This is a genomic window from Pseudomonas sp. FBCC-B545, from assembly GCF_059134095.1.
In genome coordinates this window covers 2,326,860-2,341,284 of sequence record NZ_CP101441.1, presented here as the reverse complement: position 1 = coordinate 2,341,284, position 14,425 = coordinate 2,326,860, and the positions used below count along the sequence as shown (strand labels likewise).

The following is a 14,425-nucleotide window of genomic DNA, read 5'->3' as shown; positions in this document are numbered from 1 at the left end:
AGCCGCCATGCCAGCGTTGATTCAAGCCTTTCTGGATGACGCATCGTCGACCTACACCTATATCGTCTATGAAGCGGATGGCGGCCCCTGCGCCATCGTCGACTCGGTGCTCAATTACGACCCGGCGTCCGGGCGTACCGACACCGCCCAGGCTGACAAGGTCATTGCCTTTGTGCGCGAGCACGGCTTGCAGGTGCAGTGGTTGCTCGAAACCCACGCCCATGCCGACCACCTGTCCGCCGCGCCCTACCTTCGTCGCACGTTGGGCGGCAAGATCGCGATCGGCGAGTCGATCAGCAAGGTACAGGGTGTGTTCAAGCACCTGTTCAACCTGGAGCCGGAATTTCGCGTCGACGGTTCACAGTTCGATCACCTGTTTGCGCCGGATGAAATCTTTCATATCGGCGGTTTGAAAGCCCAGGCCCTGCATGTGCCGGGACACACCCCGGCCGACATGGCCTACTTGATCGACGGCCGCTTGATCCTGGTGGGCGACACGCTGTTCATGCCCGACGTCGGCACCGCCCGCTGCGACTTTCCCGGCGGTGATGCGCGGCAGTTGTACGCATCGATGCGCAAGCTGCTGGCGTTCCCTTCGGATACCAAGCTGTATGTGTGCCATGACTATCCACCTGAGGGGCGTGAGGCCAAGTGCCTGACGACGGTGGCGGAACAACGGGCGGGGAATATCCACGTGCATGACGGGGTGGATGAAGCGACGTTTGTAGAGATGCGCACCACCCGTGATGCCGGGCTGGGCATGCCGACGCTGTTGTTGCCGGCAATCCAGGTGAATGTGCGGGCGGGGAACATGCCGCCAGCGGAAGAGAATGGCGTGACCTACCTGAAGATCCCCCTCAACCAACTTTGAAATGCGGTAAAAAAATGTGGGAGGGGGCTTGCTCCCGATAGCAGTGGATCAGCTACACATAAGTTGACTGACACACCGCTATCGGGAGCAAGCCCCCTCCCACATTTTGTCCTGTGTTGAATCAGGAACCGAGGCTGATGCCGTTGGCCGGCAATGGCAGTGCGGTTTTGTAGCGCACTTGCTTCAAGGCAAAGCTGGAGCGAATGTTCGCCACCCCCGGCACCTTGGTCAAAAAGTCCATCATGAAGCGCTCCAGCGACTGGATCGTCGGCACCAGCACGCGGATCAGATAATCCGGATCACCCGCCATCAGATAGCACTCCATCACTTCCGGCCGGTCGGAGATCGCCCCTTCGAATTGCTGCAATGCCAGCTCATTTTGCTTTTCCAGGCTCACATGGATGAACACATTGACGTGCAGCCCCAACAGGTCGGCATCCAGCAGCGTGACCTGCTCACGAATCAGGCCCAGCTCTTCCATGGCCTTGACCCGATTGAAACACGGCGTCGGCGACAAGTTGACCGAGCGGGCCAGGTCGGCGTTGGTGATCCGTGCATTCTCCTGCAGGGCGTTGAGAATGCCGATATCGGTACGGTCCAGTTTGCGCATGAGACAAAATCACCTGTTTATTATGTTTATGCAGTTTTTTTATCCGCAAATGGTCCCGGGCGCAATGAAACACAGATAAATATTCTTCTACGCCACGCCTATGATTGTTGTAGGACAGGATTTCTTCTACCCGAAGACTGACTGTCAGCTAGCGCGCCCACTACAAGAAATTCACAAGATAGAGCGTAGAAAGCCATGACCCAGCCGTATGCACCGCTGCGCCTGCACGTTCCCGAACCCTCGGGCCGCCCGGGCTGCAAGACCGATTTCACCTACCTGCGCCTGACCGACGCCGGCCTGGTACGCAAACCCGCCATCGACGTAGAACCCGCCGACACCGCCGACCTGGCCAAGGGCCTGATCCGTGTGCTCGACGACCAGGGCCAGGCCCTTGGCCCGTGGGCCGAAGGCGTGCCTGTCGAGATCATGCGCCGCGGTATGCGCGCCATGCTCAAGACGCGCATCTTCGACAACCGCATGGTGGTCGCCCAACGTCAGAAAAAGATGTCGTTCTATATGCAAAGCCTTGGCGAAGAAGCCATCGGCAGCGCCCAGGCCCTGGCCTTGAATATCGACGACATGTGCTTCCCTACCTATCGCCAGCAAAGCATCCTGATGGCCCGCGATGTGCCGCTGATAGACCTGATCTGCCAACTGCTGTCCAACGAGCGCGACCCGCTCAAGGGCCGCCAGTTGCCGATCATGTATTCGGTCAAGGATGCGGGTTTCTTCACCATTTCCGGCAACCTCGCCACCCAATTCGTCCAGGGCGTGGGCTGGGGCATGGCCTCGGCGATCAAGGGCGATACCAAGATCGCCTCGGCCTGGATCGGCGACGGCGCCACGGCTGAATCAGACTTCCACACCGCCCTCACCTTCGCCCACGTCTACCGCGCGCCGGTGATACTCAACGTGGTCAACAACCAATGGGCCATCTCTACTTTCCAAGCCATCGCCGGCGGTGAAGCCACCACCTTCGCCGGACGCGGCGTCGGTTGCGGCATCGCCTCCCTGCGGGTGGACGGCAACGATTTTATCGCGGTGTACGCCGCCTCGGCCTGGGCTGCCGAGCGTGCGCGCCGCAACCTTGGGCCAACCCTGATCGAATGGGTCACCTACCGCGCCGGTCCGCATTCCACCTCCGATGACCCATCCAAATACCGCCCCGCCGACGACTGGAGCCACTTCCCCCTGGGCGACCCGATTGCCCGCCTCAAGCAGCACCTGATCAAGATTGGCCAGTGGTCCGAAGAGGAACACGCGGCGGTCAGTGCCGAGCTGGAAGCCGAAGTGGTCAAGGCGCAGAAGGAAGCCGAGCAGTACGGCACCCTGCCCGGCGGCCAGATCCCAAGCGCCGCGACCATGTTCGAGGACGTCTATAAAGAGATGCCGGAGCATTTGAAGCGCCAGCGTCAAGAGTTGGGGGTGTGACATGAACGACCACAACAACAGCATCGAACTGGAAACCGCCATGACCACCACCACCATGACCATGATCCAGGCCCTGCGCTCGGCCATGGATGTGATGCTTGAACGTGACGACAATGTGGTGGTGTTCGGCCAGGACGTCGGCTACTTTGGCGGCGTGTTCCGTTGCACCGAAGGTCTGCAGACCAAGTACGGCAGCTCGCGGGTATTCGACGCACCGATCTCGGAAAGCGGCATTGTCGGCGTGGCCGTGGGCATGGGTGCCTACGGCTTGCGCCCGGTGGCTGAAATCCAGTTCGCCGACTACGTCTACCCGGCCACCGACCAGATCATCTCCGAAGCGGCACGCCTGCGCTATCGTTCGGCCGGCCAGTTCACTGCGCCCCTGACCATGCGCATGCCCTGCGGCGGCGGCATCTACGGTGGCCAGACCCACAGCCAGAGTATCGAAGCGGTGTTCACCCAGGTCTGTGGCCTGCGTACAGTGATGCCGTCCAACCCCTATGACGCCAAGGGCCTGCTGATCGCCTCCATCGAGAACGATGACCCGGTGATCTTCCTTGAGCCCAAGCGCCTGTACAACGGCCCGTTCGACGGCCACCACGACCGCCCGGTAACGCCGTGGTCGAAACACCCGCAAGCCCAGGTTCCGGACGGTTACTACACCGTGCCGCTGGACGTGGCCGCCATCGTGCGCCCAGGTTCGGCCGTGACCGTGCTGACCTACGGCACCACCGTGTACGTCTCCCAAGTCGCCGCCGAAGAAACCGGCATTGACGCCGAAGTCATCGACCTGCGCAGCCTGTGGCCGCTGGACCTGGAAACCATCGTCAAGTCGGTGAAAAAGACCGGCCGTTGCGTGGTGGTGCATGAAGCCACCCGCACCTGCGGCTTTGGTGCCGAGCTGGTGTCGCTGGTGCAAGAGCATTGCTTCCACCACCTGGAAGCGCCAATCGAGCGCGTCACCGGTTGGGACACCCCCTACCCGCACGCGCAGGAATGGGCGTATTTCCCAGGCCCGTCCCGAGTGGGCGCGGCGTTGAAACGGGTCATGGAGGTCTGAATGGGTACGCACGTTATCAAGATGCCGGACATCGGCGAAGGCATCGCGGAAGTTGAATTGTCGCAATGGCATGTGAAGGTCGGCGACCTGGTGGTTGAAGACCAGGTGCTGGCGGATGTAATGACCGACAAGGCGATGGTGGATATTCCCTCGCCGGTCCACGGCAAGGTGATTTCCCTCGGCGGCGAGCCGGGTGAAGTCATGGCGGTGGGCAGTATTTTGATCAGCATTGAAGTGGAAGGCGCGGGCAATACCAGGGATGTGCCGGCGGCCGCCGAACCGGTAAAGGCCGCGCCTGTGGCCGAAGCCAAACCTGCACCGGCACCGGTGGAAAGCAAACCCGCGCCTGCCGTGAAAGCGCCGCAAGCCCCCGTGGCCCGTGAAGCCAGTGAGCGCCCCCTGGCCTCCCCCGCCGTGCGCAAGCACGCGCTGGATGCGGGGATTCAACTGCGCCTGGTCCAGGGCACGGGCCCGGCGGGCCGGATTCTTCACGAAGATCTGGAGGCGTACCTGCAGCAGGGTCCGGCCGCCGGTACGAGTGCAGTCAACCCTTACACCGAGCGCAATGACGAACACCAGATCCCGGTGATCGGCATGCGTCGCAAGATCGCCCAGCGCATGCAGGACGCCACCCGTCGCGCCGCGCATTTCAGCTACGTGGAAGAAATCGACGTCACCGCCCTCGACGAGTTGCGCGTGCACCTCAATGAGAAGCACGCTGCCACACGCGGCAAGCTGACCCTGCTGCCGTTCATCGTGCGCGCCATGGTGGTGGCGCTGCGCGAGTTCCCGCAGATCAACGCCCGCTATGACGACGAAGCCCAGGTCATCACCCGTCTCGGCGCGGTGCATGTGGGCGTCGCCACCCAGAGCGACGTTGGCCTGATGGTGCCAGTGGTACGCCACGCCGAAGCCCGCAGCCTGTGGGGCACTGCCGAGGAAATCGCACGCCTGGCCAACGCTGCACGCACGGGCAAGGCCAGCCGTGATGAACTGTCCGGTTCGACCATCACCCTGACCAGCCTTGGCGCCTTGGGCGGCATTGTCAGCACGCCGGTATTGAACCTGCCGGAAGTGGCCATCGTCGGTGTCAACCGCATCGTCGAACGGCCCATGGTGATCAGGGGCCAGATCGTGGTACGCAAGATGATGAACCTCTCCAGCTCCTTCGATCACCGCGTGGTCGATGGCATGGACGCGGCGCAATTCATCCAGGCCATCCGCGGCCTGCTCGAACAACCCGCCAGCCTGTTCCTGGAGTAAAGGCATGACTCAGACATTGCACACTACGCTGCTGATTATCGGCGGCGGCCCGGGCGGTTATGTGGCGGCGATTCGCGCCGGTCAATTGGGTATCCCCACCATCCTGGTGGAAGGCCAGGCACTGGGCGGCACCTGCCTGAACATCGGCTGCATTCCGTCCAAGGCCCTGATTCATGTGGCCGAACAGTTCCAGCAAACCGTGCACCACAGCCAGGGCTCGCAACTGGGTATCGAAGTGGATGTGCCGACCCTGGACATCCGCAAAAGCGTGGAATGGAAAGACGGTATCGTCGACCGCCTGACCACCGGCGTCGCAGCGCTGCTGAAAAAACACAAGGTGCAGGTGATCCACGGTTGGGCCAAGGTGGTCGACGGCAAGACCGTCGAGGTGGGCGACCAGCGCATCCAGTGCGAGCACCTGCTGCTGGCCACCGGTTCGAAAAGCGTCAACCTGCCGATGCTGCCGATTGGCGGGCCGATCATCTCCTCCACCGAAGCCCTGGCGCCAACCCGCGTGCCCAGGCGCCTGATCGTGGTGGGCGGCGGTTATATCGGCCTGGAACTGGGCATTGCCTATCGCAAGCTCGGTGCCGAAGTGAGTGTGGTCGAGGCTCAGGAACATATCCTGCCCGCCTACGATGCCGAGCTGACCTTACCGGTGGCCGAGTCCCTGAAGAAACTCGGGGTGAAGCTGTACCTCGGGCACAGTGTCACCGGCTTTGCCGACAACAAACTGCAAGTGCGCACGCCCGACGGCGACTCTCTCGCGCTGGACACCGACCAGGTGCTGGTGGCCGTGGGCCGCAAGCCCAACACCCAGGGCTGGAATCTCGAAGCGCTGAACCTGGACATGAACGGCGCAGCGATCAAGATCGACAGCCGCTGCCAGACCAGCATGCGCAATGTGTACGCCATCGGCGACCTCAGCGGCGAACCGATGCTGGCGCACCGGGCCATGGCCCAGGGTGAGATGGTTGCCGAGCTGATCAGCGGTAAAGCCCGCGAATTCAACCCGGCTGCGATTCCGGCGGTGTGCTTTACCGACCCGGAGCTGGTGGTAGTCGGCAAGACCCCGGACGACGCCAAGGCCGCCGGCCTGGACTGCATCGTGTCGAGCTTCCCGTTCGCCGCCAATGGCCGGGCCATGACCCTGGAGTCCAAAGCCGGCTTCGTGCGGGTGGTGGCGCGACGTGACAATCACCTGATTGTCGGTTGGCAAGCCGTGGGTGCCGGGGTCTCCGAGCTGTCCGCCGCTTTTGGCCTGAGCCTGGAAATGGGCGCGCGCCTGGAGGATGTGGCCGGCACCATTCATGCCCACCCGACCCTGGGTGAAGCGGTACAGGAAGCGGCGTTGCGGGCATTGGGGCATGCGTTGCATATGTAAAACCGTGGCGTGGCCATCGGGGGCAAGCCCACCTCCCACAGGGAAATGCATTCCAAATGTGGGAGGGGGCTTGCCCCCGATAGCGGTGGATCGGTCAATACAGAGGCTGAAGGCGTCCACTCAGTGGCTCCCACACAAGCCAAGAATGCAGTATTGTTGCTCCCATCCAGAAAAAAATCCGACTTGACCAGAGATAGAGGGTGTCATGGGTAACGAAAGCATCAATTGGGACAAGCTGGGTTTTGACTACATCAAGACCGACAAGCGGTTTCTCCAGGTCTGGAAAAACGGCGAATGGCAGGAAGGCACCCTGACCGACGACAACGTGCTGCACATCAGCGAGGGCTCCACCGCCCTGCACTATGGGCAGCAGTGCTTCGAGGGCTTGAAGGCCTATCGTTGCAAGGACGGTTCGATCAACCTGTTCCGCCCGGACCAGAACGCTGCGCGCATGCAGCGCAGCTGCGGCCGCCTGCTGATGCCGCAAGTACCGACCGAAGCCTTCATCGACGCCTGTAGACAAGTGGTCAAGGCCAACGAGCGCTTCATCCCGCCGTACGGCAGCGGCGGCGCGCTGTACCTGCGTCCGTTCGTGATCGGTACCGGTGACAACATCGGCGTGCGCACTGCGCCGGAGTTCATCTTCTCGGTGTTCTGCATCCCGGTCGGTGCCTACTTCAAGGGCGGCCTGGTGCCGCACAACTTCCAGATCTCCGGCTACGACCGCGCCGCGCCGCAAGGCACCGGCGCCGCCAAGGTCGGTGGCAACTACGCCGCCAGCCTGATGCCGGGCTCGGAAGCGAAGAAATCCGGCTTCGCTGACGCGATCTACCTGGACCCGATGACCCACTCGAAAATCGAAGAAGTCGGTTCGGCCAACTTCTTCGGGATCACCCACGACAACCAGTTCATCACACCGAAGTCGCCTTCGGTACTGCCAGGCATCACCCGCCTGTCGCTGATCGAACTGGCCCAGACCCGCCTGGGCCTGGAAGTGGTCGAGGGCGAAGTGTTCATCGACAAGCTGGACCAGTTCAAGGAAGCCGGCGCCTGCGGTACCGCGGCAGTGATTTCGCCGATCGGCGGCATCCAGTACAACGGCAAGCTGCACGTGTTCCACAGCGAGACCGAAGTCGGCCCGATCACCCAGAAGCTCTATAAGGAGCTGACGGGTGTGCAGACCGGTGATGTTGAAGCGCCGGCGGGTTGGATCGTCAAGGTATAAGCCAGCGACACCGCAATACCCTGTGGGAGGGGGCTTGCTCCCGATGGCGGCAGGTCAGTCAACATTTTCATCGACTGACACTCCACTATCGGGAGCAAGCCCCCTCCCACATTGGATCTCCAGTATTTTCAGGATTGAGGGATATTCCCGACAATCTTCTTGCCCAGCTCCACCCCATACCCCAACGCGTCGTAGAACCCCACAACTACGTCATTGCCGCCAGTGATCTGCAGGTTGATCTTCATGCAGCCCAGCGCCGTCACCGCCTGCTCGGCAGGTTATGCGTCGCGCCATGCTGATCGTTCCCACGCTCCGCGTCATCTACCGACATTTAAGTTGTCCGGCGGGACGCGGAGCGTCCCTGGCGGCATTCCCACGCAGAGCGTGGGAACGATCAACTGTAAATGCATCCACCCTGTCAAGTTTGACAGTAGAGATGCGCAGGGATCGAGATTATAAATGCAGAGGCTGGATTCTCACCAAACCTCAAGGAGACACCTCATGGGCAAATTTATCATTCACCTCACGACAGATGACTTCGAAGGTGACGCAAGCAAAGAAATATTGATGGAAGTATTGAATGCCCCCAACGATCCCGACCCTCTTCTGGTGTATGCCAGTTCCAGCGAAAAAAATGGTTTTTATGACCGTTCCTCAAACCCGGGGGATGCCGACGGTGACGGCGATGTCGAAGGGGATATTGACGACAAGATCCTGTTTCTGAACTTGGCGAATGCTTTTGCGGCAATGAAAGGCTATACCGCGAAGCGGAAAAAATAAGCGTAAGCCTTAAAGGCTAGACGGATGATCAGATTGCTGTCGGTCATCTACTCTGTCCTGGAATACACTCAACGATCCTCTTACCCATACTGATCCTCGGCTCCACCCCATACCCCAGCGCCTCATAAAACCCCACCACCACGTCATTGCCGCCGGTGATCTGCAGGTTGATCTTCATGCAACCCAACGCCGTCAACGCCTGCTCGGCATGGCGCACCAGCGACGATCCCAAACCATGGCGACGATAGTCGGCATGCACAGCCACGGAGTACAGCCAGCCACGGTGACCGTCATAACCGGCGAGTATCGTGCCGATCACGGCTTTCTTGTCGGTGGCGACGAAGAACAACCCATCGTTGACCGCCAGCTTCTTGTCAATCGCCAGGCTCGGCAAGTTATGCGCAGTGTCGTAAGCAAAGGCCTCTTCCCACAGCGCAACCACCTGCGCACGGTGCTGACGGTCACGGTACAGGCCGATGGGGTGCCGGGATGACAGCGCCTTTTCCATCACCAGCGTGCGCTCGTTGCCATGGTAGACATCGCGCACGGTATGAAAACCCAGCCTGGTGTAGAAGGATTCCGCAGTCAGCGAGGATGGCACGCTCAATACCGTTACGCCCGCCTCCCGGGCACGCAATTCGATCTCGATCATCAACAACCGGCCAATGCCCTGCCCTTGCAGCGCCGGATTGACGAACACCGAACGCACTACGTTGGCGTCAAGGGCAGCGGTGGCAACGATCACCTGGTCCTGGGTGGCCACCAGCACGACACGGCGCTTGAGCAATTCCAGCACAGCCTCAGGGGAAAAATTGCTGGCGACTCGCGCAATCACATCCGCCGGATAATCCCGCGCATTACTGCTGTGCAAGGCGGCCAGGATGACCTGGCTGATGCCCTCGGCATCGGCTGGCTGGGCGAGGCGAACGGCGGTAGACATAATTCCTCCTGGCGGACACAACGATAACAATCACCACAATACCAATGTGGGAGCTGGCTTGCCTGCGATAGCGGTGTATCAGCCAGATTAATGGGGCTGACACACCGCTATCGCAGGCAAGCCAGCTCCCACAGGTTGATCGCATTTCAATCTGGCAGCCGATTCGGCTGCATCACTGCCCTTTTCAGCTTTCCCGGCTGGGCCGCCCTGCTGTTTCAGCCGAGATACTTCCCCGACAACGCACAAAATAGCGCTACAAGATCACCCCATGGACCCGTGCCCCCATGCAAACCACCAACACCGTCCTGATGATCCGCCCGGCGCGCTTTGCCTTCAACCCGGACACCGCGATCAACAACCGTTTTCAACGCCCGCCGCTGGACCCACTCAGTGCACAGCACAAAGCGCTGGAAGAGTTCGACGGCTATGTCGACACCCTGCGCAATCACGGCGTGGAAGTACTGGTGGTGCAGGACACCCCGGCGCCCCACACTCCGGACTCGATCTTCCCCAACAACTGGTGGAGCAGCCACGCCGACGGCAGCCTGGTGCTCTACCCCATGGAGGGCCAGAACCGCCGCCTGGAGCGCAACAAAGGCGTACTGCAGGTACTGGAGCAACGCTTTGCGATAAAAGACACCATCGACCTGAGTCACCTTGAACAACAGAACATCTTCCTCGAAGGCACCGGCAGCATGGTGCTCGACCGCCAGCACCGCATCAGCTACGCCTGCCACTCCGGGCGCACCCACCACGCCGCCCTGCGCCAGTTCGCCGAACGCCTCGACTACCAGCTCTGCGTGTTCCACGCCCTCGACCGCCACCACGCGCCGATCTACCACAGCAACGTAATGATGAGCGTCGGCCGCGACCTCGCGGTGGTGTGCCTGCAGGCGCTGCCTGATGAGGGCGAGCGCCTGACGTTGGAGCGCTCCCTGCGCGACACCGGCAAAGACATCCTCGCCCTCGACTTCGACCAGTTGGAAGCCTTCGCCGGCAACATGCTCGAAGTCCACGACCGTGACGGTCAGCCGCTGCTGGTGATGTCCGCCAGCGCCTGGGGCGCGCTGCAACCTGCCCAGCGCCAGCATGTGGAGCGCCACACGCGGCCGGTGGTGGTGAATATCGACAACATCGAACGCATCGGCGGCGGCAGTGCCCGCTGCATGCTGGCCGAAGTGCATCTGCCAGCACGTCCCTCATTTCAATAAGGAGTCTTGCCATGACCCGTTACATCGACGTCAACGACCTCAGCTACCTGGTCTCGCAGAAAGGCCTGCAAACCTGCATCACCGAGATGGCCGACTATATCCGCGCCGACTACCTGCGCTGGCAGGATTTCGAGAAATGCGCGCGCCTGGCCAACCATTCACCAGATGGTGTGATCGAGCTGATGCCGGTGTCCGACGCTTCGCTATACGCCTTCAAATACGTCAACGGCCATCCGAAAAACACCCTGGCCGGCATGCTCACGGTGATGGCTTTCGGCGCCCTGGGCGATGTGGACACCGGCAAACCGGTGCTGCTGGCGGAAATGACCCTGACCACCGCGATCCGCACCGCCGCCACCTCGGCCCTGGTTGCCCGCTACCTGGCCCGCGCCGACAGCCGCAGCATGGCGCTGATCGGCAACGGCTGCCAGAGCGAATTCCAGGCCCTGGCCTTCCACGCCATGCTCGGCATCACTGAAATCCGCTTGTTCGATATCGACCCCAAGGCCACCGCCAAGCTCGCCGCCAACCTCAAGGCGTTTCCGGCGATCAAGGTGGTCCTGGCCGGCAGCGTCGCCGAAGCGGTCAAAGGCGCGGATATCGTCACCACCGTCACCGCCGACAAGGCCTACGCCACCATCCTGACGGACGAGATGATCGAGCCCGGCATGCACCTCAACGCCGTGGGAGGCGATTGCCCAGGCAAGACCGAGCTGGACCGACGCATCGTCGAGCGCGCCCGCGTGATCGTCGAGTACGAACCGCAAAGCCGTATCGAGGGCGAGATCCAGCACATGCCGGAAGACTCGCCAGTCACCGAGCTATGGCAGGTGATCAACGGCCAGAAACCCGGCCGCGAGAATGAGCGCCAAGTCACCCTGTTCGACTCGGTGGGTTTTGCCATCGAAGACTATTCGGCCTTGCGCTATGTGCTGGACGTGGCCAAGGCCCTCGATGTAGGCAGCGAACTGGAACTGGTACCCGACCTGGCCGACCCGAAAGACCTGTTTGCCCGCCTGGCCCAGCAGCCGGCCGCACAGCAGAAAAAGCGCGCCTGAGACCGCTCTGGCCTGCCGCTTTGCGCCAAGGGCAGGCCGGATTTTTACCGATGAAAAGCCGATTCAGCGGGTGTCACAGCCGATTCAGCTGCATTGCTCGTTTTAACAGCGCAATTTGCGCTTTGTGCACCGGGTAAACGACACAAAAAACGCACCATCATGAAGCATTCTCTGCTCCCAGTTATTCACTGCCCTGACATCAATTACAAAATAAAGGGACCTCCACATGACTCCACTGCGATCACTTTTCGCTGCTTTGCTGTTGCCACTGTGCGCTACTGCGGCCCACGCTCAGGAGTGGAAAGAAATCCGCTTCGGCGTGTTCCCCGAATACCCACCCTTCGAATCCGTAGCCGCCGACGGCAGCCTGCAAGGCTTCGATATCGAATTGGGCAACGCCATCTGCGCCAAGCTCGAGGTCAAATGCACCTGGGTGCACAACGAGTTCGACGGCATGATCCCGGCCCTGCGGGCGCGCAAGTTCGATGCGATCATGTCCTCCATGGCGGTGACCCCGGCGCGGGAAAAAGTCATCGATTTCACCGATCGGCTGTTCCTCAGTCCGACGTCGGTGATCACTCGCAAAGGCGCGGATTTCGGCGACACGCCCGAATCGCTCAATGGCAAGCAAGTCGGCGTATTGCAAGGCTCGCTGCAGGAAGCCTACGCGCGGGCACACCTGGCCAAGCTTGGCGCGCAGATCAAGGCGTACCAATCCCAGGAGCAGAACTACGCCGACCTGCAGAACGGTCGCCTCGACGCTACCTTGACCGACAAGCTCGAAGCCCAGCTCAACTTCCTGTCCAAGCCCGAAGGCGCCGACTTCAAGACCGGCCCGGCCTTCAAGGACCCGACCTTGCCCCTGGACATCGCCATGGGCCTGCGCAAGAACGACCAGGCACTGCGTGAGCTGATCAACAAGGGCATCGCCGCCGTCCAGGCCGATGGCACCTACGCCAAGATCCAGAAGAAATACTTCGGCGATCAAGACATCTACAACGAATAACTAAGCCATCGCCTGCCCTGTGGAACACGCTTGTGTGGGAGGGGGCTTGCTCCCGATAGCAGTGTGTCAGTCATTGAAAATATTGACTGAACCACCGCTATCGGGAGCAAGCCCCCTCCCACACAAGTCGGTTCCCACAGAGATTGAGTGTGTGCCTTTTAGAGATCTTCCCCATGAACGAACTCTTCAACCTGCAAGGCTACGGCCCGATGCTGGCCCAAGGTGCCTGGATGACGCTCAAGCTGGCCTTCCTGGCCCTGGCCCTGAGCCTCACCTTGGGCCTGGTCGCCGCCGGCGCCAAGCTTTCCAGCGCCAAATGGCTGCGCGTACCGGCCACGCTGTACACCACGCTGATCCGCAGCGTGCCGGACCTGGTGCTGATCCTGCTGATCTTCTACAGCCTGCAACTGTGGCTCAATGACCTGACCGAAGTGTTCGGCTGGGAGTATTTCGAAATCGACCCGTTTACCGCCGGGGTGGTCACCCTGGGGTTTATCTATGGAGCGTATTTCACCGAGAACTTCCGGGGCGCGATCCTCAGCGTGCCGGTAGGCCAATTGGAAGCCGCTACCGCCTATGGCTTGAGCCGCTGGCAGCGCTTTCACCTGGTGCTGTTCCCGCAACTGATGCGCTTTGCCCTGCCGGGCCTTGGCAATAACTGGCTGGTGCTGCTCAAGTCCACGGCGCTGGTGTCGATCATCGGCCTGTCAGACTTGGTCAAGGCCGCGCAGAACGCCGGCAAGTCCACCAGCGAGCCGCTGTACTTCCTGATCCTTGCGGGGCTGGTGTACCTGGTGATCACCACCCTCTCCAACCGCATCTTCAAGCGCCTCGAACGGCGCTACAACCTGGGCATCAAGGGGATGGCGCGATGATCGAACTGTTCCAGCAATACGGCCTGGCCTATCTGTTCAGCGATGGTACGGGGTTGTCCGGCGTGGCCATGACCTTGTGGCTGTTCATCATCTCGGTGGTGCTCGGCTTTTGCCTGTCGATCCCCCTGGCGCTGGCGCGGGTTTCGCAGCACTTTTGGCTGCGCTGGCCGGTGGAGGTCTACACCTACCTGTTCCGTGGCACACCGCTGTATATCCAATTGCTGATTTGCTACACCGGGCTGTACAGCCTGGAGGTGGTGCAGGACAACGCCCTGCTCAACCAGTTTTTCCGCAATGCGCTGAACTGCACCCTGTTGGCGTTTGTGCTCAACACCTGCGCCTACACCGTGGAAATCTTCGCCGGGGCGATCCGCAATATTCCCCACGGCGAAATCGAAGCGGCACGCGCCTATGGCCTGCACGGCTGGCGGCTGAACCTGTATGTGGTGGTGCCCGCCGCCTTGCGCCGCGCGCTGCCGGCCTACAGCAATGAAATGATCCTGATGCTGCACGCCACCTCGCTGGCGTTCACCGCCACGGTTGCCGACATCCTCAAGGTCGCCCGTGACGCAAATGCCGAGACATTCCTGACCTTCCAGGCCTTCGGCATCGCCGCCCTGCTCTACATGCTGCTGTCCTTTGCACTGGTGGGCCTGTTTCGACTGGCCGAACGTCGCTGGATGCGTTTTCTTGTTCCTACCCGAGGCTAAC

14 protein-coding genes and 1 pseudogene are annotated in these 14,425 nt (G+C 61.2%); 12 read left to right on the top strand and 3 right to left on the bottom strand.

The window, feature by feature from the left end; translation table 11 throughout:
• Positions 1 to 7: 7 nt before the first annotated feature.
• The gene (locus NMB39_RS10935; protein ID WP_043048745.1) at positions 8 to 871 is read left to right on the top strand and encodes an MBL fold metallo-hydrolase; all 864 of its coding nucleotides are present in this window, start codon (positions 8 to 10) and stop codon (positions 869 to 871) included.
• A 121-nt stretch (positions 872 to 992) separates the two neighbouring features.
• Here NMB39_RS10935 and bkdR read toward each other — a convergent pair whose 3' ends face one another.
• Positions 993 to 1,481: a Bkd operon transcriptional regulator BkdR gene (bkdR, locus tag NMB39_RS10930; RefSeq protein ID WP_003174877.1), complete on the bottom strand. Its 489-nt coding sequence runs from the start codon at positions 1,479 to 1,481 to the stop codon at positions 993 to 995.
• 195 nt (positions 1,482 to 1,676) lie between these two features.
• Between bkdR and NMB39_RS10925 the strand changes: the two genes are divergently transcribed.
• From NMB39_RS10925 to NMB39_RS10905, 5 genes are all read left to right on the top strand, one after another.
• Complete coding sequence (locus NMB39_RS10925; RefSeq protein WP_494339256.1) at positions 1,677 to 2,912, top strand: 3-methyl-2-oxobutanoate dehydrogenase (2-methylpropanoyl-transferring) subunit alpha; 1,236 nt, start codon at positions 1,677 to 1,679, stop codon at positions 2,910 to 2,912.
• A 1-nt stretch (position 2,913) separates the two neighbouring features.
• Positions 2,914 to 3,972, top strand: coding sequence for an alpha-ketoacid dehydrogenase subunit beta (locus NMB39_RS10920; protein WP_005789444.1), 1,059 nt, complete (start codon positions 2,914 to 2,916; stop codon positions 3,970 to 3,972).
• Positions 3,973 to 5,235, top strand: coding sequence for a dihydrolipoamide acetyltransferase family protein (locus NMB39_RS10915; RefSeq protein WP_494339257.1), 1,263 nt, complete (start codon positions 3,973 to 3,975; stop codon positions 5,233 to 5,235).
• A gap of 4 nt (positions 5,236 to 5,239) precedes the next feature.
• Positions 5,240 to 6,619, top strand: a complete 1,380-nt coding sequence (gene lpdA, locus NMB39_RS10910) for a dihydrolipoyl dehydrogenase (protein WP_494339258.1) — start codon at positions 5,240 to 5,242, stop codon at positions 6,617 to 6,619.
• A 205-nt stretch (positions 6,620 to 6,824) separates the two neighbouring features.
• Entirely contained in the window at positions 6,825 to 7,844 is a 1,020-nt protein-coding gene (locus tag NMB39_RS10905; RefSeq protein ID WP_046068748.1) for a branched-chain amino acid aminotransferase, read from the top strand.
• 128 nt (positions 7,845 to 7,972) lie between these two features.
• Here the strand turns inward: NMB39_RS10905 and NMB39_RS10900 are convergent.
• A pseudogene (locus NMB39_RS10900) lies at positions 7,973 to 8,119 on the bottom strand (GNAT family acetyltransferase); the annotation flags it as partial.
• A 226-nt stretch (positions 8,120 to 8,345) separates the two neighbouring features.
• Here NMB39_RS10900 and NMB39_RS10895 point away from each other — a divergent pair.
• Positions 8,346 to 8,624: a hypothetical protein gene (locus NMB39_RS10895; protein ID WP_057025199.1), complete on the top strand. Its 279-nt coding sequence runs from the start codon at positions 8,346 to 8,348 to the stop codon at positions 8,622 to 8,624.
• A gap of 43 nt (positions 8,625 to 8,667) precedes the next feature.
• Here the strand turns inward: NMB39_RS10895 and NMB39_RS10890 are convergent, their stop codons facing one another.
• Positions 8,668 to 9,564, bottom strand: a complete 897-nt coding sequence (locus NMB39_RS10890) for a GNAT family acetyltransferase (RefSeq protein WP_082636725.1) — start codon at positions 9,562 to 9,564, stop codon at positions 8,668 to 8,670.
• Between the two features lie 284 nt (positions 9,565 to 9,848).
• Here NMB39_RS10890 and ctlX point away from each other — a divergent pair, with 284 nt between their 5' ends.
• The 5 genes from ctlX to NMB39_RS10865 all read left to right on the top strand — a co-directional run bounded on the left by ctlX (position 9,849) and on the right by NMB39_RS10865 (position 14,424).
• A complete protein-coding gene (ctlX, locus tag NMB39_RS10885) occupies positions 9,849 to 10,775 on the top strand; it encodes a citrulline utilization hydrolase CtlX (protein WP_198720774.1) in 927 nt (308 codons plus the stop codon).
• An 11-nt stretch (positions 10,776 to 10,786) separates the two neighbouring features.
• On the top strand, positions 10,787 to 11,833 hold the full coding sequence (gene ocd / locus NMB39_RS10880) for an ornithine cyclodeaminase (RefSeq protein WP_046068750.1): 1,047 nt from the start codon (positions 10,787 to 10,789) through the stop codon (positions 11,831 to 11,833).
• 226 nt (positions 11,834 to 12,059) lie between these two features.
• The gene (locus tag NMB39_RS10875; RefSeq protein WP_056846633.1) at positions 12,060 to 12,839 is read left to right on the top strand and encodes an ABC transporter substrate-binding protein; all 780 of its coding nucleotides are present in this window, start codon (positions 12,060 to 12,062) and stop codon (positions 12,837 to 12,839) included.
• Between the two features lie 173 nt (positions 12,840 to 13,012).
• The gene (locus tag NMB39_RS10870) at positions 13,013 to 13,714 is read left to right on the top strand and encodes an ABC transporter permease (protein ID WP_046068752.1); all 702 of its coding nucleotides are present in this window, start codon (positions 13,013 to 13,015) and stop codon (positions 13,712 to 13,714) included.
• On the top strand, positions 13,711 to 14,424 hold the full coding sequence (locus tag NMB39_RS10865) for an ABC transporter permease (RefSeq protein ID WP_046068753.1): 714 nt from the start codon (positions 13,711 to 13,713) through the stop codon (positions 14,422 to 14,424). The genes NMB39_RS10870 and NMB39_RS10865 overlap by 4 nt, the downstream gene beginning before the upstream one ends.
• The last annotated feature ends 1 nt before the right edge of the window (position 14,425 follow it).